This window comes from Streptomyces rubellomurinus, assembly GCF_000961885.1.
GTDB classification, from domain to species: domain Bacteria; phylum Actinomycetota; class Actinomycetes; order Streptomycetales; family Streptomycetaceae; genus Kitasatospora; species Kitasatospora rubellomurina.
On the sequence record NZ_JZKH01000007.1, the window covers coordinates 77,869 to 101,238 of the forward strand.

Below are 23,370 nucleotides of genomic sequence, written 5' to 3' on the forward strand. Positions count from 1 at the left end.
GTGCCGATGCGCTGCTGACACGCTTGGCGCGCTGCCCAGGATAGGGCCTGGTCCTGTTCGACCGTCCGTCGGAGGCCCTATTCTGTTGCCGCCCGAGCAACATCACGAAACGAACGTCAACTCATGATCATCGGGGGAACATTGATCATGGGTCGGGTGAAAAGCCGAACGCAGGGGGGCGGTTCATGGTGCTGTTCGCGGTGCTGCTGATCGTGGTGGTGGCACTGGCGGGTGCGGCCGCCGTCGTCCTGGCCCGCCGCCGGCGGCCGCTGGACGCCGAGGCCGCCGACCGGGCGCTCGCGGCCGCCGCCGCACGCCTCGCCGCCGGGCAGGCCGCCCAGGCCCGCCGCCGGTACGCCCAGCTCGCCGGGCGGCTCGCCGACGCCCCCGAGGAACTGCGGCCCCGGCGCGGCCTCGCCCTGCTCGGCCAGGCCGAGGCCACCATCCCCACCGGCGACCAGCAGGCCACCCTCGCCCTCCACCGCGAGGCCTTCCCGCTGCTCGCCGACCCGGCCCGGCAGCTGCCCCGCTGGGGACTGCGCCGCCTCGCCGAGGAACGGACGGCGCAGGGGCCGGCCGCTTCGGGCGGCGACCTCGCCCCCGTCCTCGCCTTCCTCCAGGCCGCCGCCACCGCCGCCACCGCCGCCGAACCGGGCGAATCCGGCGAGGAGGCCGCGGCCGCCGCCCGCGTCCAGGCCTGGCTGCAGCAGCTCTGCCGGGACGGCTCCGCCGAGCAGCGCGACCGGGCCACCGCCGGCGCCCTCGCCGCCCTCCCCGGCCGGGACTGGCCGGTGCTCGCCCGCGCCGCCCTGCTGCGCGCCACCGACCGGGCCGCCGAGGCCGAGCGGCTGCTCGCCGCCACCGCTCCCGGCGGCAGCGGCGAACTCTCCTTCCGCTGGGGCGCCCAGCTCTACACCCTGCACCGCGACGAGGCCGCCGTCGCCGCCTTCGACGAGGCACTTCGCCGCGGCCCCGGCGAGCCCTCCCCGTGGGGCCGCGGCCCGGCGCTGCGCACCGACAGCCTGCTCTTCCGTGGCCTCGCCCGGCAGCGGCTCGGCGACACCGACGCCGCCTGGGCCGACCTCGTGGCCGCCGTCGGCGAGAGCCCGACCGACCCCCGCCCCCGCTACGCGCTCGGCCGGCTCGCCCTGCTGCTCGGCGCCGACGAACAGGCCCGCGAGCAGTTCGCCGCCGCCCTCACCGTGCAACCCGACTTCGCCCCGGCCCGGTTCGGCCTCGCCCTGGTCCACGAACGGGCCGGGAGCCCCGAGCGGGCCGCCGCCGACTACCGGGCGGGCCTCGACCGGGCCCCCGACTGGCGCCCCGCCAAGGTGCGGCTCGGCGCCGCCCTGCTCGCCGCCGGGCAGGCCGCCGAAGCCGAACCGCTGCTGCGCACCGAGGCCGCCACCGATCCCGCCGGCCGGTGGGCCCGGATTGCCGGCTACCACCACGGCCTCGCCCTCGCTCGCCAGGGCGACCCGGCCGGCGCCCTAGCCCGCTGGGAGCAGCTCGACGACCCGGAGCTGCGCGACCGCCGGGCCCTCGCCCGCGACCGGCTCGCCCGCACCCGCCTCGCCACCGACCCGGCCGCCGCCCGCGAGCTCTGGCAGCAGGCCGCCGCCGAGCACCCCGAGGCCCCCGGCTACCGCGCCGCGCTGCGCGAAGCCGCCCTGCGCGAGGCCGCCCACCTGCTGGTCACCGGCCGCGACCACGCCGAGTCGCGCGGGCAGGCCGCCGCCGCGCTCGCCCTCGCCGACTCCCTGCCCGGCGCCCACACCCACCGGCAGGCCCGGCTGCGCGCGGCCCTGGCCCTTGCCGAGGGCCAGGCGCAGCCCGTCCTCACCCTGCTCGACGCCGCCGCCGGGCCGCGCGACCGCTACCACCTGGCGGCGGCCGCGCTGTCGACCGGCAGCCCGGTGCTCGCGGTGAAGCTGCTCGGCGCGGCCGACACCGCGCCGTCCGACCCGGCCGCCGCCCGGCTGCGCGCGGTGCTCGCCGAGCGGGCCGGGAACTGGGCCGGGGCGCTGGAGTGGTACCGGGACTTCCTGGCCGGCGACTCGCGGTCGGAGGCGCCGGCGGACGCGCCGGGGCAGCGCCCCGCCACCGCCGCCTGCGGGGGCTGCGGCCGCGAGGAGGCCGCGGACGACCTGTACGCGCCCGCCGGTGGCGCCTCGCCCCGCTGCGTCCGCTGCGCCGCCCCCGCGCTGCGCGCCGTCCTGGACTGCGCCCGCCGGGCCGGCACCCCCGAGCAGGCCGAACCCGTCCTCGCCGCCTGGACCGCCGCCTTCGGCGACAGCCCCGCGGCCGTACCCGTCCGGCTCGACCTGGCCCTGCTGCGCGCCGAACTCGGGCGGTTGGACGAGGCGTTGGCCGATCTGACGGCTCCGCCCGGGCGCGGGCGGTCCGCCCCGTCGGGCGCCGCGCAGTCCGATGCCGCGCAGTCCGATGCGGCTCGGGCCGATGCCGCCCGGGCCGCCGTCCTGGTCCGCCGGGCCGGCGCCGCGCTCGCCGAAGGGCGCCCCGGAGCGGCGGTCGGCGACCTGCGGGAGGCCCTGTCCCTCGCCCCCGCTCACCCGCGGGCGGCCGACGTGCTCGGCCTGCTCGCCGAGCACGAGGCGCACCAGCACGCCGTCGAGGGCCGCCACCGGGAGGCCTTCGACGCCTACCGGGCGCTGCTGGTCGCGGACCCGGCCCACCCCCGGCTGCTGCACGCGCTCGGGCTGGCCGGCTACCGGCTGGCCGTCGCGGAGGGGGAGCGCGGGACGGACGAGGTGTGGTCCTGGACCCTCGGCTGCCTGGTCGCCGCCCTGCACCAGGAGGGGCTGTGGACGGAGTCCGTCCGCAGCACCGGCCGCCCGCTCGACCCGCAGCGCCTGGCCGCCGCCCGTACCGCGCTCACCGACCGGCTCCGGGAGGACCTGCGCGCCCTCGACCGGGCCGCCGGGCGCAGCGGCGACGAGGCCCGGGCCTGGACGCTGCGGCTCGGCCTGGAGGCGCACAGCGCCGAGGCCTTCGCCGCGGAGGACGTCCGGATCGCGCCGCCCGGCCGCCCGGCCCGCCGCCTCGCGCTCGGCCCCACCCTCGACGGCCTGCTCCGGCGCCAGCCCGAACTCGCCGACTGGGGAGCCTGGTTCGACCGGGCCGTCGACGCCTGGCGCCGCCCGGCGGCCGACGCGGAACCGTCCGCCCTGACCCGCGCCCTCGACTTGTTCGGCGACCTCGGCCCGCAGCGCTACCTGCTGCTCCAGGGCCGCCAGGCCGCCGCCGTCGCCGCGCTGGACGCGGTGCCCGAGAACCGGCGGGACACGGCCTGGCGCATGCTGCTCGGTGCCTGCCTGATCGACCAGGCCCGCTCCCACCACCGCAACCAGGACTGGCGCGAGGTGCTGGAATGCCTCACCCGCGCCCGGGCCGTCCCCGGTCTGGGCCTGCCCGCGGACGTCCCGAGGATCGCCGCCGAGTCGGGCGTCCGCGCCGCCCGCGCGCTGCTCAAGCGCGGCGTCGACGACCAGGCCGGCGCGGCCGATCTCCTGGAACAGGCCCGGATGTTGGCCCCGGACGACCCGGAGGTGCGGGCCGACCTCGGCGCCACCTACGCCCAGTGGGCCCGCAAGGTCAACAACGAGGACCGGGACTACGTGCGCGCCCTGTTCCTGGTGCGCAAGAGCCTGCGGCTCGCCCCCGGCGACCCGACCGCCAAGGACATCCTGGCGGCCGCCCTGAGCAACCGGGCCAACAAGCTCGCCCGTCCGGACGCCCCCGTCGCGGAGCTGGAGGAGGCCGCCGAGCACTGGCGCGAGCTGGTCGGCTTCCACCCGGACCCCGAACACCGCCTCGGCCTCGGCTTCGCCCTGCGCATGCTCGCCCGCGCCGCCGCCTTCGACGGCGACCGCGGCCGCGCGATCGGCCTGATGACCGAAGCCCTGGGCTACGACCCGGAGTGGAGCGGCGACCCCGCGCGCGAGGCCCCGCGCCGGATCAGCGTGATGCTCGCCAACCACATGCTGGACAACATGAAGGACAGCTCGTTCGTCCTCCAGGCGGCCATGCTCCAGAAGGCCATGTCCTTCGACGACTCGTCCGACCTGCGCCGGCTGATGGTCAACGTCTGGCGCGGTGAGGCCGCCGGGCACTTCAAGGCCCGCCGCTACGACGAGGCGATCCGGCTGCTGGAGGAGGCGGCCGGCCTGGCCGACAACCCGGAGCAGGTCGACACGGTGCGCGGCGAACTCGGCGTCGTCTACAGCGCGTACGCCGTCCAGCGGGCCAACGCCCGGCAGCTGGTCGAAGCGCGCCGGCTGATCCGCAAGGCCGTCGAGAACAGCCCCGGGGACTACGAGCTGCGCGCCCTGCAGTCGCGGATCGAAGCGATCCGCTGACGGGACGCGCCGTGCCGACGGCGCGCGACGGGCAGTCGGAACGCCGCGCGGTGACGGCAACCGCGCGGCGGCCGTCGTCGTCGTAGACCGTGCGCCAAGTCCCTGCCGCCACCGGTGAACACCGAGGAGAGAGACCGCCCGCCATGCCACTGCACGAACCGTCGCCGTACGAGGTCCTGGGCATCCCGCTCACGGCCGGCGTGCGCGAGATCAACGCGGCCGTGGGCCGGGCGACCAAGGCGGGCCGGTACACCCGCCAGCAGGTCCAGGAGGCCGCCGCGCTGCTGCGCGCCCCCGACCGGCGGCTGGAGGCGGACCTGCAGCAGCCGCTGCCGCCCGAACCGGTCGACCAGGCCGCCGAGTTGCTTGCGCCGGCGCTCGCCGAGCCGCTGCTGACGATCGAACGGCCCGCGCAGCCGCCCGCCGCCGCCCTGCTCGCGCTGCACCGCGCCGAGCTGGCCGCCGACTTCGCCGACCCGGCCCCCGCCGGAGTCGACCCCGAACCGCCCGTCCCCGCCCGCTACGCGGCCGACCTGTCCGTCCTGCCGCAGATCGAGGTACCGGAATGACCGACGCACCGCCCACCGAAGCCCTGCTCGCGGACCACCGGCCGCTGCCGATCCCGCCCGGGGTCGAGGACGCCGACCTGGAGCAGCTGTTCGGCCGACTCCTGTTCCGGGCCTCGCTGTTGGGCGGCAAGCTCGCGGACACCGAGCGCGCCGCCCAGGCCGAGCAGCGCGAACTGCTGCGCGCCCTGATCGAGGTGGACGACGCGCTCGCCGACCTCGCGCTGGACTCGGAGCTGGTCGCGCTCGGGCGCGGCGCCGGGATCGAGGCCACCCGGATGCGGATGCTCGGCCGGCTCCGCAAGGCCGAGGTGAAGGCGATGCGGCTGGAGGGCCTGTTCGCGGACCCGGCGACGACCGAGATCGTCGGTACCGAGGTCCGGCCCGGGGTGGCGCCGGAGACGGTGGTGCGGACGGTGGTCAACGGGTTCATGTGGAAGGGCGAGGTGCTGCGCCGGGCGCAGGTGGTGGTCGCCGCCGGGGCCCCCGATCCGCGCGTGTCGTCGGAGCCGGAGCCCGAGCCGGAGCCCGCGCCCGATCCGGAGCCGGAGGCGGAGGCGGCTGCGGTGCCGGAGCCGGACGCCGACTCGGTGTACGAGGAGCCGGTGGACGCCGCGCCCGAGCCCGCGCCGCCCGCGGCCGCCGCGGCGCGGACCCGGCGGGTCCAGCCCCGGGTCCGCACCCGCAGCGGCCGCAAGCGCAAGAAGTAGCCAGCCCACCAGCGGCAAGAGGGGAACGACATGTACCGCACACTCGGCATCGACCTGGGGACCACCAACTCCGTGGTCGCCCACCTGCGCCGGGGCGAGCCGGAGATCATCTTCAACCGGCAGAACCAGGAGGCCACGCCCTCCGTGGTCGGCAGCGGCCGCAAGGGCGAACTGCTGGTGGGCTCCACCGCGCGCAGCCGGATCGCCATCGACGGCGCCAACGTGATCCGTTCGGTGAAGCGCTTCATGGGCCGCAAGTTCAAGGACCCGCAGGTGCAGGCGGCGCTCAAGGAGGTCGACTACAAGGTCACCGCGGGCGCGGACGGCGACGTCAACGTCTGGTTCAACGGCCGCTCCTACACGCCGATCGAGATCTCCGCGATCATCCTGCACCGGCTCAAGGAGGACGCCGAGCAGCGCTTCGGCGAGCCCTTCCACCGGGCCGTCATCACCGTTCCCGCCTACTTCGGCGAGCGGCAGGTGGCCGCCACCCAGGAGGCGGGCCGGATGGCCGGCCTGCACGTGCTGCGGATCATCAACGAGCCGACCGCCGCCGCGCTCGCGTACGGGATCACCTCGGAGGCGGGCGACGAGGGCCGGACCGTCCTGGTCTACGACCTCGGCGGCGGCACCTTCGACATCTCGATCCTGCTGCTGGTGCCCGGTTCGGTGTCGGTGCTCGGCATCGAGGGCGACAACCTGCTCGGCGGTGACGACTTCGACCGGGCGATCACCACCGCGCTGCTGGAGGACATCCGCGAGGAGTACGGCTCGGACTACCAGCCGGACCTGCGGGACCGCCCGAAGATCGCCTCGACCGCCGAGACGATCAAGATCGAGCTGTCCAACCAGGAGTCCTCCGAGGTGATCCTGCCCGGCCTCGGCGCCGGGCAGCTGGTGCTGGAGACCGAGTTCGAGCGGGCCCGCTTCGAGGAGCTGATCGAGGCGCAGATCGAGCGCACCATCGAGCTGACCCACAAAGCGATCATGCAGGCCAACCTCACCGTGGGCGACATCGACGAGGTGGTGCTGGTCGGCGGCTCCACCGCGATCCCGCTGGTCTCGCGCCGCCTCGGCGAGGTGTTCGGCACCCGCCGGATCCGGTACGGCGTCAACCCGATGCAGTGCGTGGCGCTCGGCGCGGCCGTGCAGTCCGCCCTGGTCGGCGAGGTGGAGTGCCCCGAGTGCCGGGCCCCCGGCGACCTCTCCGCCTCCAACTGCGCCAACTGCGCGACCACCCTGCTCGGCGGGGACCGGGTGTCCTGCCCCGGCTGCTACGTCCCGGTCGACGCGGCGGCCGCCGACTGCCCCAAGTGCGGCGCGGAGCTGGCCGGTTCGGGCACCGGCGGGGCGAGCGTCCCGAAGCAGTCGCAGGCCGCCACCGTCGTCCGGGTCGACAACTGCCCGCGCTGCGGCACCCCGGCCGCCCCCGGCGTCACCGCCTGCGACCTGTGCGGCGAGGCGCTGAACTCGGCCGCCCCCGGCAACACCAAGGTGTCGTCCACCGCGGCCGAGGACGTCGGCCTGCGCTGCGCCGGCTGCGCCCGGGTGAACCCGCCCGGCACCGAAGTCTGCACGGGCTGCGGCGAGTTGATGCAGGTCACCAACCCGTACGACATCACCCCGAAGAACCTCGGGATCGAGCTGAACGACGGCCGGCTGGCCGTGATGATCCCCAAGAACAGCAGCTACCCGACGAGTTCGCCGGTCAGCCGGGAGTTCGTGGTCTCCGGCAGCGGCCGCCAGCGGCTCGAAGTCGCCGTCTACGAGGGCGAGTACGAGATCGCCCAGCAGAACGAGCTGATCGGCCACCTCACCCTGCGGCTGCCCGAGGGGCTGGGCGGCCGCACCCCGGTGGAGGTCTCCTTCGGCCTCGACCGGGACCGCACCATCACCCTCTCGGTGCGCATCCAGGGCGGCGCCGAGAAGACCGTCAAGCTGGAGCGGGCCACCCTCGACCCCGAGCTGAAGGTGCAGGTCGAGGAGCAGCAGCGGCAGATCGAGACCTTCACCGACCGCTGGGGCAAGGAGCTGACCGAGGCCGAGATGCGCGAGGCCCAGCGGCTGATGAACACCCTCGACGACCTGGCCGCCGGGCAGACCCGCGGCCAGTCCGTCGACGAGGCGCTGGAGCGCGCGCAGCGCCAGCTCAAGGCGCAGCGCTGGGTGCGCGGCTCGGAGGCCTACCTGAGCCTGTTCATCCGCTACTGCGAGAAGCACCTGGACCCGAGCGACCTCGACCGGCTGCGCTCGGTGGCCGCCGAGCTGCGGCTGCGCCGCGAGGAGGCCGACTGGGAGGGCGCGATGCGCGCCGCCCAGCGGGCCGACGACCTGTGCGACTCGCTCGGGCACACCATGCGCATGCTGACCATGTGCAACGTGTACGTGAACCAGAACCTGGTCTCGCCGCTGCTGGCCCAGCAGATGCGGGCGCACCTGCGCGGCCTGGACGAGGCGGTGGAGGCCGCGAACATGGAGGAGGTGAACCGGCACATGTCGGCGCTGCTGGAGCTGTACGCGCAGGCCGAGCGGGAGCTCGGCAGCGAGCCGGCGGCCGAGTCGCTGGGCCCGGTCCGCCCGGAGGAGGCCGGTCCGCGATGAGCGAGCCCGACGTGCTGTGTCCGCTGTGCAAGGTCCCGGCGGACGGCCGGTCGCTGCGCTGCCCGTCCTGCCGGGAGGACCTGACCGCGCTGGCGCGGCTGCGCTACGCCGGTCGGATGGACTACAACGCGGCGCTGGCCGCGCTGCGGGCCGGGGAGGTGGCCGAGGCCCGGGTGCTGCTGCGCCGGGCCCTGGCGGCGGAGCCCGGGCTGGCACCGGCCCGGTCGCTGCTGGAGACGCTGGGCGCGGTCGGCGCCGCGGTCGCCGGATCCGCGGGGCGGGAGGGCGACACGCCCTAGATGTGAGCAATCCCGGCATATCGGTCCCTGGATCGCGTGAGATCGGTGATGAGTGTGATCGTCACACGGATTTTCGCCACCCTCACAAGGAGTGACGCCATGCGTATTCGCACCACCCTCGCCGCCACCGCGCTCGCCGCGGTGGCGGTCCTGGCCGGCGCCGGCACCGCTGCCGCCGGCGACGCGACCGCTGTCGGCACCGCGATCGGCTCGCCCGGTGTGCTGTCCGGCAACGTGATCCAGGTCCCGATCAACCTCGAGGCCAACATCTGCGGGAACACGGTCAGCGTGATCGGGCTCCTGAACCCGGCCATCGGGAACGTCTGCGTCAACGGCTGACGCGAGCGCCGGGGCCGTCCGTCGAACCAGGCGGGCGGCCCCGGTGCCGTGTTCGCACCCCCGTTCGGGGGTGGCGGTGCGGGCCCGGAACCGGCGACCATGGTCCCCGTCCCGCACCGCCGCACCGCCGCATCGAGGAGTCCGAGAACGTGCCGACCACGCCGACCCCGCGCAGCTACTCCTCCGGAGTCTCGGACGTCCCGCTGCTCGGGGACACCATCGGGGAGAACCTGGACCGCGCGGTGCGCGCCTTCCCGGACCGCGACGCCCTGGTCGACCGCGCCACCGCCCGTCGCTGGACGTACGCCGAACTCGCCGCCGACGTCGAGGCGCTGGCCCTCGGCCTGCTGGAGCTCGGGATCGCCAAGGGCGACCGGGTCGGCATCTGGGCGCCCAACTGCGCCGAGTGGACGCTCACCCAGTACGCCACCGCCAAGCTCGGCGCGATCCTCGTCAACGTCAACCCGGCCTACCGCTCGCACGAGTTGGAGTACGTGCTGAAGCAGGCGGGCATCCGGCTGCTGGTCGCCGCCGAGCGGTTCAAGAGCTCCGACTACGCCGGAATGATCGAGGAAGTCCGGCCGCGCTGCCCGGAGTTGGAGCGCGTTCTGCTGCTCGGCAGCCCGGCCTGGGACGCCGTCGGCGCGGCCGGCCGCGCGGCCGATCCGGCGCGACTGGCCGAACGGGAGCGGGAGTTGGCCCCGGACGACCCGATCAACATCCAGTACACCTCCGGCACCACCGGCTTCCCCAAGGGCGCGACGCTCTCGCACCACAACATCCTCAACAACGGCTACTTCGTCGGCGAACTCCTCGACTACACCGAGCAGGACCGGATCTGCATCCCGGTGCCCTTCTACCACTGCTTCGGCATGGTGATGGGCAACCTGGCGGCCACCTCCCACGGCGCCTGCATGGTGATCCCCGCGCCCGCCTTCGAACCCGGCGCCACCCTGGCCGCCGTCGCCGCCGAGCGCTGCACCTCGCTGTACGGCGTGCCGACCATGTTCATCGCCGAACTCGCCGACCCGGACTTCGACCGCTACGACCTCGCCAGCCTGCGCACCGGCATCATGGCCGGCTCGCCCTGCCCGACCGAGGTGATGAAGGAGGTCATCGAGCGGATGGGCATGACCGAGGTCTCCATCTGCTACGGCATGACCGAGACCTCCCCGGTCTCCACCCAGACCCGCACCGACGACCCGGTCGAGCGCCGGGTCGCCACCGTCGGCCGGGTCGGCCCGCACCTGGAGGTCAAGGTCGTCGACCCCGCCACCGGCCGCACCCTCCCGCGCGGCGAGCCCGGCGAACTCTGCACCCGCGGCTACTCCGTCATGCTCGGCTACTGGGGCGAGCCCGAGCGCACCGCCGAGGCGATCGACGCCGCCCGCTGGATGCACACCGGCGACCTGGCCGTGATGGACGAGGACGGCTACCTCGCCATCACCGGCCGCATCAAGGACATGGTGATCCGCGGCGGCGAGAACCTCTACCCGCGCGAGATCGAGGAGTTCCTGTACACCCACCCCGACGTCCTCGACGTCCAGGTGATCGGGGTGCCCGACCAGAAGTACGGCGAGGAGCTGATGGCCTGGATCCGCATGCGCGACGGCGCCGAGCCGCTCACCGCCGAAGCCGTCCGCGACTACTGCACCGGCCGCCTCGCCCACTTCAAGATCCCGCGCTACGTCCACGTGGTGGACGAGTTCCCGATGACCGTCACCGGCAAGATCCGCAAGGTCGAGATGCGCGAGGAGGCCCTGCGCATCCTCGGCCTCTGACGTCGGCTTCTGGCGCCGGCCGCTGACGTCGGCCGTTGACCCCGCGCCGGGCGCGCACGGCCGGCGCGCGCTCGCCCGCGCGGGTGGGACACCACCCGCGCGGGTGTGCGGCACCGCCGGTGCGCGCACAAACCCCGACATGACGACCCGTACCCGTACCCGCGCCCGGGCCCTCGCCGCGGACGCCACCCTCGCCCTGCTGGCCGCCCTGGCCTTCGCCGCGCCGGCCGCCCCGGCCGACGCCGCCCCCGCGCGCCCCGCGGCGACCTGCGGCCAGACCGTCGCCCAGACCCGCCAGGACCTCGCCAACGTCGGAGCCCCGACGAGCCGCACCGACTGGCAGGGCGTCCGCGACGACGCCCAGCGCTTCGTCGACTCCCACCCCTACAACGGCTCCGGCACCACCAGGCTGCGCCAGGACATCAACGAGCTGAACGCCGTCTGCGCCCCCTGACCCGCGGAAACGCCGATGGCCGACGAGGGCTCCGTTCCTCGCCGGCCATCGGTGTCCGTGGACGTCAGCGCGCGCCCCACTCGCGGTCGGTGGGGACGATCTCGCGGCCGAGCGGCATCAACGAGATCGGGATCATCTTGAGGTTGGCCCAGCCGAAGGGGGCGCCGATGATCGACAGGAACAGCGGGATGCTGGTGACCAGGTGCGCGAGGGCCAGCCACCAGCCGGCGAAGACGAACCAGATGACGTTCCCGATGCAGGAGGCCGCCCCGGCGTCGGGCCGCTCGACGGTGGTGCGGCCGAACGGCCACAGGATGAACCCGGCGATCCGGAACGAGGCGATGCCGAACGGGATGGTGACGACCAGTACGCAGCAGATGATGCCGGCGAGGACGTAGGCAAGCGCCATCCAGAGGCCGCAGAAGAGCAGCCAGATGACATTGAGGATGAACTTTATCGCCTTCATGGCGGGTACCTTCTCACGACTGGTGGTCTCGACCTACCACCGAGCCATGCCCGTAGGCCGGGGTGTCTACGCCATTAGGGGACGGACCTCAGGGGCGGCTCCGGGTCGGCGACGGGGTCGCCGGTGGGTGGCCGGTGGGTGGGGCCGGTGGGGCGGTCGGGGCCCCTGGGGAGACCGGGGAGAAATTTCTTCGAAGTGACCTGCAACCCCCGTGGGGGTCGCACGTCTATCAGGGTGAGACGGTCGGGAAGGCCCGGTCGTGTCACTCCGAATCCATCATCCTTCGGCCCTTGGTCGGCGCCGGCTGTGCTGCCCGACCATGATGGGCCGTATACGAACCCACTGGGGGGATCGTCATGAGCAAGAACACCGTGGCCACCGTCGTCAAGCGTCGCGCCGGCATGGCCGCTGCCGGGCTGGCCGTCGTCCTGGGCGGGGGCCTGCTCGCCGCCGCGCCGGCGTCGGCGTCCGGGTTCGCCTACCAGCCGATCGACACCGCGGGCTCCGCGGTCTCGCTGCAGGTCGGCTTCAACGGCAAGTGCCTGGAGGTCGCGGACTCGCGCACCGACGACGGCGCGCCGATCCAGCAGCGGACCTGCAACGGTGCCGACAACCAGAAGTGGGTGTTCGCGAACGGTGTCGCCCGGAATGTGAACAGCGACAAGTGCCTGGACGTGCCGTTCGGCACCGCGGCGGTCGGCACCGTGATCGAGCAGTGGACCTGCAACGGCGGTGACAACCAGCGCTGGGGCAAGACCAACGTCACCTCGGACGGGGCGATGGCGGTCGTCAACGTCAAGAGCGACCGCGTCCTGGACGTCGCCGGCTGGAACCAGGCCGACGGCGCCCCGGTGGTCCAGTGGTACGCGCAGGGCACCGCGGCGAACCAGCACTGGAGCCTGGTCGGCTGATCCGGCACCGGCCTCCTCCCTCCGGATCCGGCGTGCCGGGTCCGGAGGGAAGGTTTGGAACGGGTCGTATGCGTCTGATTCACTGGGGGGTAGTCGCGTCGTCAACCTCCCCGACTGGAAGCGCAGATGATCGAAGCCGCCCTCGACGGCACCCCCGCCCTGTTCCCGGTGTTCGCCGTCCTCGGGCTGCTGCTCGGGGCCGGGGCGGGGTGGCTCGCGCGGCGCAGGGGCGCGCCGGTGGCGGTGGCCGTGCTGTGGGGGCTGAGCCTGGCGGGGGAGTTGGCGGTCACGCTGACGCCCACGACCAGCGAGGTGTCCGGGCGGGCGACTTGTGCGATCGGGGCGTCCGCCTGGAACGAACTGCTCGCCACGCAGGGGAAGTTGAACATCGCGCTGTTCGTGCCGCTCGCGGCCTTCGGCGTGCTGCTGTTCCGGCGGCCGGTGACGGTCCTGGCGGGCTGTGCGGTGCTGTCCGCCGGGACGGAGGCCGTGCAGGCGCTGCTCCGTACCGGGCGGGCCTGCGATGCCACGGACTTCCTGGACAACACCGCCGGGGCGGTGCTCGGCGTGCTGCTCGGGGTGGGCTGGCTGATGGGTCCCCTGGCCCGCCGGGCCCGGCCGGCCGGGTCGCTGCGCGACCTGTGGCAGGGGGCGGTGGTCGGCGGCGTCGGGCTGGCGGCGGTCGGGCTGGTGCTGCACCTCGGAGTCCGGGTGTACTCGGGCGACCCGGGCCTCGCCGCGCCGCCGTCCGACGACATCGTGACGGCGCAGCGGGTGGCGGAGGGCCTGTTCGGCCCGCAGGCCCGGGTGTCGACGACCACGTCGAGCGACCCGACGCTGCCGCCGCAGGTCATGGACGTCACCACCGATCGGGGGACCTTCCGGATCGAACAACCCTCCGGGAGGCTGCTCGCCGCCGCGGCGGAGGACGACCGGGCCGGGGCCGCGCTCGCCCCGGAGCAGGTGGTCGCCGCGGGGACGGCGTTCGCGCAGACCTGGTTCGCCGACCGGATCGCCGGACTGACGCCGGTCGTCACCCCCGCCGGGTCGAACGGCGCGGACCGCAGGCTGAGTTACCGCCGACCGGCCGGCCCGGCCGGGGCGGCCGCGGTGCGCGTCGACGTCACCGTGTCCGCCGCCGGCCGGGTGCTGGCGGCCGAGGCCTCCTAGGCGCGGGGCAGGTACGCCAGCCCGTGCGCGCCCGGCTCGGCGAGCTTGGGGACGGTGAGGCGTGCGACGACCCGCAGGCTCGGCAGGTCGACGACCTCGACGGTGGACGAGACGACGCAGGACACGTAGGCCAGCTGCCCGTCCGGCGAGGAGGTGATGGTGAGCGGGAACAGCCCGACCTCGACGGACCCGGCGAGCCGGTGCGTGGCCGCGTCGAACACCGTGAGCCGGCCGGGGAGTTGGCGACCGAGCGGGGAGTCCGGGTCGGCGGCCGTGCGGACCTCGCCGGCGAGCAGCAGCCCGGTGGCGGTGAGGTGGACCGGCAGGATGACGTCCTCGGTGGGCAGCACGTCGACGACGGAGGCGGTGGCGGCGTCGATCACGCGCAGGCCCGGCTCCGCGCGGTGCGGGCCGGGTGCGGCGTAGGGGCCGGCGACGTAGACCCGGGCGCCGTCCGGGGAGACGGCCAGGCCCTCGCTGCCGGGCACCTCGATCTTGGCGGTCAGGACGCCCCGGCCGAGGTCGACGACGGAGACGAACGGCGCCTCCTTGTTGGTGGCGTAGCCCGTCCGCCCGTCCGGGGAGATCGCGAACCAGTGCGGGCCGGGGGCGTCGGTGTCGATCCGGCCGAGCGGGCGGCGGGTCCCGGTGTCGATCACGACGACGCCGCCGGGCCGGTCCGCCGAGGCCTCGACGCTGACGTAGAGGCGGTTCCGGGCGGTGTCCAACGCCAGCCCGTGCGGCCCGTGTTCGGGCGCGAGGTCGATCACCTCGATGATCCGCCGGGTGTCGGCGTCGATGACGGTCAGTTCGGTGCGGCGGCCGCTGTTGGCGTGGTAGTAGCCGGAGCCGTACGCGGTGGTGCACCAGAGCTCCCGCCGGGTCGGGTCGAAGCACAGCTCGTGCGGTTCGGCGGTGACCCGGAGGGTGTCGAGGTGCCGGTCGGTGGCGGCGTCGAAGAAACAGACGGTCGGGCCGCTCTGGCTGACGACGGCGAGGACGTCGCCCTCGCGGCCGGAACGGGCGGACGGGGAGGTGGAGTTGGGCACCGTGGCTCCTGGTCGGGAGGATTCGTGGACGGCTCCACCCTCGTCGACCGGGGAGAGCCGCGGCAATGCAAGAATCGGCACGCGATAGCTGCTCCCAGCGCAAAACCACAGCTCGGAAGGCACCGGATGGACCTCAACCTGCTGCGCGCCCTGGACGCGCTGCTCCAGGAGAGCAGCGTCACCCGGGCCGCCGAGCGCCTCGGCACCTCCCCGGCGGCGGCCAGCCGGATGCTCGGCCGGCTGCGCCGCGCGGTCGGCGACCCGCTGCTGGTGCGGGCCGGGCAGGGGCTGGTCCCGACCCCGCGCGCCCTCGAACTCCGGGAGGAGGTGGGCGCGTTGCTGCGCGACTGCGACGGCCTGCTGCGGCCGGGGGCGGGCTTCGAACCGGGCCGGTTGCACCGCACCTTCACGGTGCAGGCGAGCGACCTACTGCTGGCCCGGACGGCCGGGCCGCTGGCGGAGCGGGTGCGCGCGGAGGCGCCGGACGTGGACGTGGTGTTCCTGTCGGAGGCGCTGGAGGGCGGGCCGGGGCTGCGGCAGGGGCTGGTGGACGTCGAGCTGGGTGTGCTCGGGCACCTCGACCCGGAGGTGCGCACCCGGCGGCTGCTGCGGTGGCCGCTGGTCGGGGTCGCGCGCGCCGGCCACCCGCTGTTCGCGGCGCGGCGGATCGACGCCCGCCGGTTCGCCGCCGCCGAGCACATCGGCGTCTCCCGGCTCGGGCGACGGCACGGGCCGATCGACGACGCGCTCGCCGGGCTCGGGCTGCGCCGCCGGGTCGCCGTGGTGGTGCCCGGCCACACCGCCGCGTTGCTGCTGGCCCGGGACACCGACCTGGTGGCGCTCACGCTGGCGGACTGGCGACCGGAGACCGTGGCCGCGCTGGGCCTGCGCACCTTCCCGATCCCGCTGGAGCTGGCGCCGCTGGACCTCGGCATGGCCTGGCATCCGCGCAACGACGCAGACCCGGGGCACCGGTGGTTCCGCGAGCACCTGGCGGCGGCCGTCCTGCCGGAGGCGAAGGAGGACGGGGGTCGCTCGGAAGGGTGATCCCGGGTGACCCCGCTCGGTGCCCGGCGGCTCGGCGGGATACCCTGCGGGGGTACAGGGCGGATGGGGCGACCGGGACGGGAGGTGAGCCGATGGCGCGGTCACCGCGGCCGTTCGGCCCGTCGATCCCGTGGGTGCCACGGCTGTTGCTGCTGGCCGCGCTGGTGCTCGGCATCGTGACGATGCACACCCTCGGCCACCCGTCCGGTGGACATGGTGGTCACGACGGGCACGGTCGCCCGGTGCAGTCGGCGGCAGGTGCGAGCCACCACGCGATGGCCGACAGCATGCCCGTGGCCGTCGAGCAGTCCGCCGCGTTCGGCTCCGCCGACCCCGGCACCGCCGATGGCATGGACCCGATGGCCGTCTGCCTCGCCGTCCTGGCCGGCTGGACGCTGGTGCTCCTGGTCGCCGGCCCGCTGCTGCGCCGCAGCGGCGACGCCGCCACCGAGGTACGGGCCCGCCTGCTGCGGGCCGTCCGCGCGTTGCCGCCGCCCGGAGGCGGGCGGCTGCTCCTCACCCGGTTGTCGGTGCTGCGTCAGTAGGCGCGCGCCGGCCGTGCCGTGCCCGCGTGCGCGCCTTCGCGCCCGCGCACGGAACGGCCGACGCGCCCTCCGACCACACCCACACCACCCCACGAGGTGCACTCCGTCATGCGCACACCCACCCGTCGTTCCGTGCTCGGCGCGGCGCTCGCCGCCGCCGGCACCGGCCTGCTCGCCGCCTGCTCGTCCGACTCGATGAAGGGCATGGACCACTCCGGCATGGCCGGCATGAACCACGGCGGCGCGAGCAGCCCCGCTGCGGCCCCGCCCGCCGGCTTCGTCACCCCGGACGGTCCCGAGGTGGCCGCCGCCGAGGCCCGGCGCAACCCCGGCCCCGAGCGCAAGGTCGCGCTCACCGCCACCGAGACCACCCTGGACCTCGGCGGCCGCACCGTCCGCAGCTGGGCGTACGGCGACCGCCTGCCCGGCCAGGAGATCCGGGCCAAGGCGGGCGAGACCCTCGCCGTCTCGCTCGCCAACCACCTGCCGCAGCCCACCTCCCTGCACTGGCACGGCCTCGCGCTGCGCAACGACATGGACGGCGTGCCGGGCCTGACCCAGGCCGCCGTCAAGGCCGGCGCCGCCTTCGACTACCGCTTCGCGCTCGCCCACCCGGGCACCTACTGGCTCCACCCGCACTCCGGCGTCCAGCAGGACCGCGGCCTGTACGCGCCGCTGGTCGTCGAGGACCCGCAGGAGCCGCTGCGGTACGACAAGGAGTGGGTCGTCGTCCTCGACGACTGGGTGGACGGCGTGGACGGCAGCACGCCGGACGCGGTGCTCGCCGAACTCGCCAGGGGCATGGCCGGGACGGACCACTCCGGCCACGACATGTCGAACATGCCGGGAATGCCGGGAATGCCCGAGATGGACATGGGCGGCGGCTCCCCGAGCGGTCCGAGCTCCCCCGGCCCGAGCGGCCCGTCCCGGATGCTGATGGGCGCCACCAGCCCGCTGCTGGGCGGCGACCCCGGCGACGTCGCGTACCCGTTCCACCTGGTCAACGGCCGCCTCGCGACCGCTCCCGAGACCTTCACGGCCAAGCCCGGCGACCGCGTCCGGATCCGGCTGGTCAACGCGGGCGGCGACACCGCCTACCGGGTCGCCCTCGGCGGCCACGAGCTGACGGTCACCCACACCGACGGCTTCCCGGTCGAGCAGGCCGCCACCCAGGCGCTGCTGCTCGGCATGGGCGAGCGCTACGACGTGCTGGTCACCGTCAAGGACGGCGTGTTCCCGCTGACGGCGCTCGCCGAAGGCAAGAACGCGTCCGCCCTGGCCGTGCTGCGCACCGGCGGCGGCGCCGCGCCCGACGCCTCCGCCCGTCCGGCCGAGCTGGACGGCAAGCTGCTCACCGCCGCGCAGCTCAAGGCCGATGCGAGCGTCCGGCTGCCCGCCAGGGCCCCGGACCGCACCGTCGGGCTGGAGCTGACCGGCGGCATGGCGAAGGCGGACTGGGGCTTCAACGGCCGTACGTACGACCCGGCGCAGCGCTATCCGGTGGCGGCGGGGGAGCGGGTGCGGCTGGAGTTCCGCAACAGCACGAGCATGTGGCACCCCGTCCACCTGCACGGGCACACCTTCGCGCTGGGCGGGGACGGCCCGCGCAAGGACACCGCCGTCGTGCTGCCCGGCACGACCCTGGCCGTCGACTTCGACGCCGACAACCCGGGGTTGTGGATGGTGCACTGCCACAACGTCTACCACGCGGAGACGGGCATGATGACGGTCCTCGGTTACCAGGCGTAACCGCGGTCCGAGGAGCGGGACGCCGGGGCGGGGAGCGCGTGCCCCCCGCCCGGGCGCCGGCCGTGGGGTACCCGGCCACCCGCCCGACCTGCGCGGCCATGACGTTTTCTTAACGCGGGCCGATGACGTGTCCTTAGCACCTGTCGCATAGCCTGGCGCACTGCCGTCGCCCGACGGCGCTTTACGGGGTCTTTAAACAAGAGGTGCAAGGTGGTTTCGTCGGGTTCGACGGAGGTGACGACGGAGGAGCCGTCGTCCGCGCGAATACGGCTGCGCAGCTGGCTGCTCGAGGACATGTCCCCTGAGAAGGCCGCCGCCAGGAAGGCCGAGGCCGAGGCCGCGAAGGCGCGGGACGGCGGTGCGGAGCCGGGGGACTCCGCCGCCGCCGTCGATCACGCAGCGCACGCGGGCCAGCCGTGGTGGCGCGTGATGTGCCTGACCGGCCTGGACTACTTCTCGACGCTCGGTTACCAGCCGGGCATCGCCGCCCTGGCGGCCGGCCTGCTGTCGCCGATCGCCACGATCGTGCTCGTGCTCGTCACCCTGCTGGGCGCGCTGCCGGTCTACCGGCGGGTCGCCAAGGAGAGCCCGCGCGGTGAGGGCTCGATCGCGATGCTGGAGCGGCTGCTGTCGTTCTGGAAGGGCAAGCTGTTCGTCCTCGCGCTGCTCGGCTTCGCGGCGACGGACTTCATCATCACGATCACGCTCTCGGCGGCCGACGCCAGCGCGCACCTGGTGGAGAACCCGCACCTGACCGGCGTGCTCGGCGGCAAGCAGATGATCATCACGCTGGTCCTGGTCGCCCTGCTGGGCGCGGTGTTCCTCAAGGGCTTCAGCGAGGCCATCGGCCTGGCCGTGGGGCTCGTCGGGATCTACCTGGCGCTCAACGTGGTCGTCGTCGCGGTCGGCATCTGGAAGATCATCCAGGCGCCGCACGTCGTCACCGACTGGTCCGGCGCGCTGACCGCCGAGCACGGCAACGTGTTCGTCATGATCGGCCTCTCGCTCACGATCTTCCCGAAGCTCGCGCTCGGCATGTCCGGCTTCGAGACCGGCGTCGCCGTGATGCCGCACATCAAGGGCGACGCGGGCGACACCGAGGCCAACCCGGTCGGCCGGATCCGGGGCACCCGCAAGCTGCTCACCACCGCCGCCGTGATCATGAGCACCTTCCTGATCGCCACCAGCTTCATCTGCACCCTGCTGATCCCGGCCAAGGAGTTCGAGGCCGGCGGCGAGGCCAACGGCCGCGCGCTCGCCTTCCTGGCGCACGAGTACCTGGGCGGTGCCTTCGGCAGCGTCTACGACCTGTCGACCATCGCGATCCTCTGGTTCGCCGGCGCCTCCGCCATGGCGGGCATGCTCAACCTGCTGCCCCGCTACCTGCCGCGCTACGGCATGGCCCCGCACTGGGCGCGGGCCGTCCGGCCGATGGTGATCGTGCTGACGCTGATCGGCTTCCTGATCACCTGGCTGTTCGACGCGAACGTCGACGCCCAGGGCGGCGCGTACGCGACCGGTGTGCTGGTCCTGATCAGCTCGGCGGCCATCGCCGTCACCATCGCGGCCTACAAGAAGCGCCAGCGCGGCTGGACCATCGGCTTCGGGATCATCGCGGCGGTCTTCCTGTACACCACGGTGCTGAACACCATGGAGCGCCCGGACGGCATGAAGATCGGTGCCTGCTTCATCGCCGGCATCATCCTGATCTCGCTGCTCTCGCGACTGCGGCGCGCCTTCGAGCTGCGCGTGACGAACGTCGAGCTCGACGATGTGGCGGAACGTTTCATCAGGGACTACGCGCACCGCCCGCTGCGCCTGATCGCCAACGAGCCGACCAAGCGCGACAACGCCGAGTACCGCGACAAGATCCGGCAGATCCGCGCCGACAACGACATCCCCGGTGAGGACGACCTGGTCTTCGTCGAGGTCACCGTTCGGGACGCCTCCGACTTCGAGTCCGAGCTGACCGTGCGCGGCGAGGTCCTGCACGGACGCTACCGGGTGCTCACCCTGGAGAGCTCCAGCATCCCGAACGCGATCGCCGCCCTGGCGCTCACCGTCCGGGACCGCACCGGGCAGCGGCCGCACCTCTACTTCGAGTGGACCGAGGGCAACCCGTTCGCCCAGTTCCTGCGGTTCTTCCTGTTCGGCCAGGGCGAGGTCGCGCCGGTCACCCGCGAGGTGCTGCGCGAGGCCGAGCCGGACCGCACCCGGCGGCCGCGCGTGCACGTCGGCTGACGCCTTCGGGAGGTGTGACACGGCCCGCCCGGTCCTGGTGACCGGGCGGGCCGTTCGCGTTCCCCGGGGCTCGCTCAGGAGGGCAGGCGCAGGACCAGGCCGGGGCGGATGAGGTCCGGGTCCTCGCCGACGACGGAGCGGTTGAGGTCGTAGAGGGCGGGCCAGCCGCCGGGGACGCGCAGGACGGTGGCCAGCCGGTCCAGGGAGTCGTCCTCGCGGACGGTCCACCGGCCGTCCGAGGGGGAGGGGGCGGGGACGGGGGCCGGCGGCGGGGGCAGGACGGCTCCGCGCCCGTGGTCCCGGGTGGCGCGGGCGCCGCAGACCGGCCACGGGGAGAGGCCCCGCTGCCCGGCCAGCCGCTGGGCGACGGCGATCTGCTCCTCGCGGCTGGCCAGGTCGGCGCGCGGGGCGAAGGCCAGGCCGCCGGTCTCGCGCCAGGTCGGGTCGTCGAACTGGAGGCCGCCGAAGTAGCCGTTGCCGGTGTTGATGTGCCAGTCGCCGCTGCTCTCGCAGGCCGCCACGCCCTCCCAGTCGTACGGGCCGCCGGCTGGTCCGCCGCTCGTGCGGCCGCCGTCACCGCCCGGGGGAGCGGCGTGGGCCGCGGGGGCCGCGAGGGCCACGGCGAGGGCGCAGAGCGCGGCGGGGAGCAGGCGGCGGAGGTGAGCGGTGGGAGGCATCGGCGGCTCTCAGGTCCGGGGACAGGGCGTGCGCCGTTCGGAGACGGCGCCCTCCCACCGACGCACGCCGGACGGGGCGTGCGGTCGCCGACACGTCCGAGAGGTCACCCGAGCGGCCGACCGGGACCACCCCGGCAGCCCGCCGCCATCCGGCCGTACCGCCAGCCCGGGCGAAGCGCCGGAGCCGGCGCGGCCGCCCACTGACTCCCGCGCTCCCCGAGGGCCCGCCGCGCCCCGCGCGGCGGGCCCTGTCACCCGGTGGCCCGGACGTAGATGTCACCGGCCACGCCGTCTGCGGTCTTCCTGGCGGGGGGCCGCAGCACCATGAAGACCTGCCGCCCGGGCCGCTCCTCCGGTAGGAGCACGCCCTCGGTCGGCTCGTCGCCGGGCAGCGCGGCCCGCAGATCCTCCGGTAGCGGGGCCGGGGTGCCCGTGCTCGGCAGGTCGTAGGTGCGGAGGAAGTCGTCGAGATTGTTGTCGCCGGTATCCCTGACCCCGTAGTGCAGGTAGGCGACCGGCACGCCGTCCGGTGTCGTGGACAGTACGGTGTCCGCCGGAACGTAGTACCGCCCCTTGCCGGGGTGCTGCTCGTGGTGCAGGCCTGCCAGCCGCTCCGCCCGGTCGGTGCCGGTCTCGCGCGGATCGCCGGCCCGGAGGAACGCGGCCACGCCCCACCAGACGCACCCCGCGACGACCAGCACGCAGAGCGCTTGGAACGCGACGAGGAACCGCCGCGTCCACCGCCGGTGACCGGACCCGCCGGGCGTCACGTCAGAGCTTCTCGGTCCTGGCATCGCTGGCGCCTCCCATGTCGAACTCCCGGGCCAGCCCGGTCTTGTGGAGGCGCTGGATGTCGCGATCCGTCACCTGTCCCACGCCCGGTACGTCAGTGCTCTTTCCGTTGTCCCAGTTGTACCGGTCGCGGACGTGCGTCTTGTAGGTGACGGTCACCTCCGGTGGAGCGCCCGGTGATGCCGGCGGCTTGACCTCGACCTTCGCCTCGGTGTTGTAGTGGAAGGAACCGACTGCGTAGAACCAGTCCTTGCTGCTCTCCGGAGTCGCGGACATGGGCTGCCACCCGGTCTGCTGGACCAGCGCGACGGGCTTGCCCGTGCGCCGGTATTCCGCCAGGGCCTCGGCCTCCCAGCCCGGGATGTTGCCGTCGAGGGTGGTGGCCACGCTCTCCTGGAAGTCAGGGATCTCCTTCAACATGTCCTCGACGTTCAACTTGAGCGGCTCTCCGGTACCGGAGAGGTAGTGCGCCATGTTCTCGCTGGCGTGCGTGCCCCCGGCCGCGAACGGCATGCCCGCGATTCCTGCTCCGAGCGTGGCCTTCAGTCTGCGGTCCGCATCGGTCGGGCTCTCCGTGGCGTAGTCGCCCGAACCCCGGTCGTACGGGTCGGGCGGAAGCAACACCCCGCCCTCGCCGCCGATGGCCTTCGCCATGTCGCGCGCTCCGGCCAGGTCCTCGCTCACCACTCGCTTCGTCCAGTCGTCGAGCTTTCGGTAGTCGACCGCGTTGTTGATGCGGTCCAGCTCGTGCCCAGCGGTGCTGCTGACGGTGGCGGCGTAGGCCGTCGCGGCCTTCAGCAGGTTGCGGATGTCCCCGGCGATGCCGGCCAGCCGGCGGGACTCGGTGTCGCCGTCAGGGTCGTTCCCGCTCGTCCAGGCGGGATAGCCGATGTCGCCGTCCTCGTTGATGGTGAGGCTGTTGGCGTGGGCCAGGTCGTCGGCCTCCGCCACCCAGCGGCGGGCGAGCGCCAGACCTGTGGCGGCCGTGCTGAGGGTGAGTTGGGCGGCCTCCATCTCCTGCTCGGCGATCGACATTTCGTCGAGCAGTTCCTTCAGCGCACGTCGCCCGAGGTCGGCGGCATCGCCACTCCAACCCTCCTGGAGGGCGGAGAGGACATCGACGACGGTGGACCGCGCCGCGCTGATGGCGGTGCCGACCTTGTCCCACTCCTCCGACGCCCGATGGAACGCCTCCGGGTCGCAGGACCGAACCTGGTGCAGGGTGACCGGTGTGGCGAAGCTGCGCTCGTGGTGGGGGTGGTCGACCTTGTCGCGACCGTCGGGTTGTTCGTACGCGTAGACGGAAGGCATCAGGCCTTGCCCTCCAACAGGTCTGCGGCGGTGCGCAGTTGCTCCGCGACACCGGTTTCCTGTCGGTCGTAGTCGGTGGCGGTGGTCCGGAGTCCCTCGGCGAGCTTGCGCATCGCCTTGGTGACCTTCCCGGTCTCCGTGGACCAGCGGCTCGTGCACGTGCCGAGGGCTGATCCGATGTCCCATTCGCGGTGGCGGGTCGCCGCGGCCGCGGACTCACCGAAGCCGGTGTCGGCCTGCGAGATCTTGGCTGCTCCCTCCTCCAGCTTGTTCGCTTCCACGG

The 23,370-nt window shown here is 74.2% G+C and carries 20 protein-coding genes; 14 read left to right on the plus strand and 6 right to left on the minus strand.

Annotated elements, in window-relative coordinates; all coding sequences use genetic code 11:
- The first annotated feature begins 185 nt into the window (after positions 1 to 185).
- The 8 genes from VM95_RS45085 (at position 186) to VM95_RS05710 (ending at position 11,129) form a co-directional block, all read left to right on the plus strand.
- Positions 186 to 4,379 (plus strand): tetratricopeptide repeat protein, encoded by a 4,194-nt coding sequence (locus tag VM95_RS45085; protein ID WP_045692928.1) that lies wholly within the window; start codon positions 186 to 188, stop codon positions 4,377 to 4,379.
- Between the two features lie 143 nt (positions 4,380 to 4,522).
- Positions 4,523 to 4,948, plus strand: coding sequence for a hypothetical protein (locus tag VM95_RS05680; RefSeq protein ID WP_045692929.1), 426 nt, complete (start codon positions 4,523 to 4,525; stop codon positions 4,946 to 4,948).
- Positions 4,945 to 5,655 (plus strand): nucleotide exchange factor GrpE, encoded by a 711-nt coding sequence (gene grpE, locus VM95_RS38530; RefSeq protein WP_052707160.1) that lies wholly within the window; start codon positions 4,945 to 4,947, stop codon positions 5,653 to 5,655. Before VM95_RS05680 ends, grpE begins: the two co-directional genes overlap by 4 nt.
- 30 nt (positions 5,656 to 5,685) lie before the next feature.
- Positions 5,686 to 8,256 (plus strand): Hsp70 family protein, encoded by a 2,571-nt coding sequence (locus tag VM95_RS38535; RefSeq protein ID WP_052706758.1) that lies wholly within the window; start codon positions 5,686 to 5,688, stop codon positions 8,254 to 8,256.
- On the plus strand, positions 8,253 to 8,555 hold the full coding sequence (locus VM95_RS42280; protein ID WP_045692930.1) for a hypothetical protein: 303 nt from the start codon (positions 8,253 to 8,255) through the stop codon (positions 8,553 to 8,555). The genes VM95_RS38535 and VM95_RS42280 overlap by 4 nt, the downstream gene beginning before the upstream one ends.
- A gap of 99 nt (positions 8,556 to 8,654) precedes the next feature.
- Positions 8,655 to 8,894 (plus strand): chaplin, encoded by a 240-nt coding sequence (locus VM95_RS05700; RefSeq protein ID WP_045692931.1) that lies wholly within the window; start codon positions 8,655 to 8,657, stop codon positions 8,892 to 8,894.
- Positions 8,895 to 9,043: 149 nt separating this feature from the next.
- Entirely contained in the window at positions 9,044 to 10,675 is a 1,632-nt protein-coding gene (locus tag VM95_RS05705; protein WP_045692932.1) for an AMP-binding protein, read from the plus strand.
- A 139-nt stretch (positions 10,676 to 10,814) separates the two neighbouring features.
- Complete coding sequence (locus VM95_RS05710) at positions 10,815 to 11,129, plus strand: hypothetical protein (protein ID WP_244178645.1); 315 nt, start codon at positions 10,815 to 10,817, stop codon at positions 11,127 to 11,129.
- A 64-nt stretch (positions 11,130 to 11,193) separates the two neighbouring features.
- On the opposite strand, the gene VM95_RS05715 is transcribed toward VM95_RS05710, so the two are convergent.
- Entirely contained in the window at positions 11,194 to 11,595 is a 402-nt protein-coding gene (locus tag VM95_RS05715) for a YccF domain-containing protein (RefSeq protein WP_045692933.1), read from the minus strand.
- Between the two features lie 356 nt (positions 11,596 to 11,951).
- Between VM95_RS05715 and VM95_RS38540 the strand changes: the two genes are divergently transcribed.
- Both VM95_RS38540 and VM95_RS38545 read left to right on the plus strand, forming a co-directional pair.
- Positions 11,952 to 12,506: an RICIN domain-containing protein gene (locus VM95_RS38540; RefSeq protein WP_052707161.1), complete on the plus strand. Its 555-nt coding sequence runs from the start codon at positions 11,952 to 11,954 to the stop codon at positions 12,504 to 12,506.
- A gap of 126 nt (positions 12,507 to 12,632) precedes the next feature.
- Positions 12,633 to 13,676 carry a VanZ family protein gene (locus VM95_RS38545; protein WP_052707162.1) on the plus strand — a complete coding sequence of 348 codons (1,044 nt, stop codon included), beginning with the start codon at positions 12,633 to 12,635 and terminating at the stop codon, positions 13,674 to 13,676.
- On the opposite strand, the gene VM95_RS05730 is transcribed toward VM95_RS38545, so the two are convergent.
- Complete coding sequence (locus VM95_RS05730; protein ID WP_045692934.1) at positions 13,673 to 14,725, minus strand: YncE family protein; 1,053 nt, start codon at positions 14,723 to 14,725, stop codon at positions 13,673 to 13,675. The two genes, VM95_RS38545 and VM95_RS05730, sit on opposite strands and share 4 nt — an antisense overlap.
- 126 nt (positions 14,726 to 14,851) lie before the next feature.
- Here VM95_RS05730 and VM95_RS05735 point away from each other — a divergent pair, with 126 nt between their 5' ends.
- The 4 genes from VM95_RS05735 to VM95_RS05750 all read left to right on the plus strand — a co-directional run bounded on the left by VM95_RS05735 (position 14,852) and on the right by VM95_RS05750 (position 20,307).
- Positions 14,852 to 15,772, plus strand: a complete 921-nt coding sequence (locus VM95_RS05735) for a LysR family transcriptional regulator (protein ID WP_045692935.1) — start codon at positions 14,852 to 14,854, stop codon at positions 15,770 to 15,772.
- 92 nt (positions 15,773 to 15,864) lie between these two features.
- Complete coding sequence (locus VM95_RS05740) at positions 15,865 to 16,317, plus strand: DUF6153 family protein (protein WP_045692936.1); 453 nt, start codon at positions 15,865 to 15,867, stop codon at positions 16,315 to 16,317.
- A 108-nt stretch (positions 16,318 to 16,425) separates the two neighbouring features.
- Positions 16,426 to 18,066, plus strand: a complete 1,641-nt coding sequence (locus VM95_RS05745; RefSeq protein WP_045692937.1) for a multicopper oxidase family protein — start codon at positions 16,426 to 16,428, stop codon at positions 18,064 to 18,066.
- Positions 18,067 to 18,360: 294 nt separating this feature from the next.
- Entirely contained in the window at positions 18,361 to 20,307 is a 1,947-nt protein-coding gene (locus tag VM95_RS05750) for an APC family permease (RefSeq protein ID WP_244178647.1), read from the plus strand.
- 74 nt (positions 20,308 to 20,381) lie between these two features.
- Here VM95_RS05750 and VM95_RS45090 read toward each other — a convergent pair whose 3' ends face one another.
- The 4 genes from VM95_RS45090 to VM95_RS05770 form a co-directional block, all read right to left on the minus strand.
- On the minus strand, positions 20,382 to 20,984 hold the full coding sequence (locus VM95_RS45090; RefSeq protein WP_045692939.1) for a transglycosylase family protein: 603 nt from the start codon (positions 20,982 to 20,984) through the stop codon (positions 20,382 to 20,384).
- A 251-nt stretch (positions 20,985 to 21,235) separates the two neighbouring features.
- Positions 21,236 to 21,754, minus strand: a complete 519-nt coding sequence (locus VM95_RS05760) for a hypothetical protein (protein ID WP_045692940.1) — start codon at positions 21,752 to 21,754, stop codon at positions 21,236 to 21,238.
- A 1-nt stretch (position 21,755) separates the two neighbouring features.
- Positions 21,756 to 23,087: a WXG100 family type VII secretion target gene (locus VM95_RS38550; protein ID WP_052707163.1), complete on the minus strand. Its 1,332-nt coding sequence runs from the start codon at positions 23,085 to 23,087 to the stop codon at positions 21,756 to 21,758.
- Positions 23,087 to 23,368, minus strand: a complete 282-nt coding sequence (locus VM95_RS05770; RefSeq protein ID WP_045692941.1) for a hypothetical protein — start codon at positions 23,366 to 23,368, stop codon at positions 23,087 to 23,089. Before VM95_RS05770 ends, VM95_RS38550 begins: the two co-directional genes overlap by 1 nt.
- Between the last annotated feature and the right edge of the window lie 2 nt (positions 23,369 to 23,370).

Coding starts and splice junctions, on each gene's coding strand:
- VM95_RS45085 (WP_045692928.1), top strand. CDS start 186: ATGGTGCTGTTCGCGGTGCTGCTGATCGTGGTGGTGGCACTGGCGGGT.
- VM95_RS05680 (WP_045692929.1), top strand. CDS start 4,523: ATGCCACTGCACGAACCGTCGCCGTACGAGGTCCTGGGCATCCCGCTC.
- grpE (WP_052707160.1), top strand. CDS start 4,945: ATGACCGACGCACCGCCCACCGAAGCCCTGCTCGCGGACCACCGGCCG.
- VM95_RS38535 (WP_052706758.1), top strand. CDS start 5,686: ATGTACCGCACACTCGGCATCGACCTGGGGACCACCAACTCCGTGGTC.
- VM95_RS42280 (WP_045692930.1), top strand. CDS start 8,253: ATGAGCGAGCCCGACGTGCTGTGTCCGCTGTGCAAGGTCCCGGCGGAC.
- VM95_RS05700 (WP_045692931.1), top strand. CDS start 8,655: ATGCGTATTCGCACCACCCTCGCCGCCACCGCGCTCGCCGCGGTGGCG.
- VM95_RS05710 (WP_244178645.1), top strand. CDS start 10,815: ATGACGACCCGTACCCGTACCCGCGCCCGGGCCCTCGCCGCGGACGCC.
- VM95_RS05715 (WP_045692933.1), bottom strand. CDS start 11,595: ATGAAGGCGATAAAGTTCATCCTCAATGTCATCTGGCTGCTCTTCTGC.
- VM95_RS38540 (WP_052707161.1), top strand. CDS start 11,952: ATGAGCAAGAACACCGTGGCCACCGTCGTCAAGCGTCGCGCCGGCATG.
- VM95_RS38545 (WP_052707162.1), top strand. CDS start 12,633: ATGATCGAAGCCGCCCTCGACGGCACCCCCGCCCTGTTCCCGGTGTTC.
- VM95_RS05735 (WP_045692935.1), top strand. CDS start 14,852: ATGGACCTCAACCTGCTGCGCGCCCTGGACGCGCTGCTCCAGGAGAGC.
- VM95_RS05740 (WP_045692936.1), top strand. CDS start 15,865: ATGGCGCGGTCACCGCGGCCGTTCGGCCCGTCGATCCCGTGGGTGCCA.
- VM95_RS05745 (WP_045692937.1), top strand. CDS start 16,426: ATGCGCACACCCACCCGTCGTTCCGTGCTCGGCGCGGCGCTCGCCGCC.
- VM95_RS05750 (WP_244178647.1), top strand. CDS start 18,361: ATGTCCCCTGAGAAGGCCGCCGCCAGGAAGGCCGAGGCCGAGGCCGCG.
- VM95_RS45090 (WP_045692939.1), bottom strand. CDS start 20,984: ATGCCTCCCACCGCTCACCTCCGCCGCCTGCTCCCCGCCGCGCTCTGC.
- VM95_RS38550 (WP_052707163.1), bottom strand. CDS start 23,087: ATGCCTTCCGTCTACGCGTACGAACAACCCGACGGTCGCGACAAGGTC.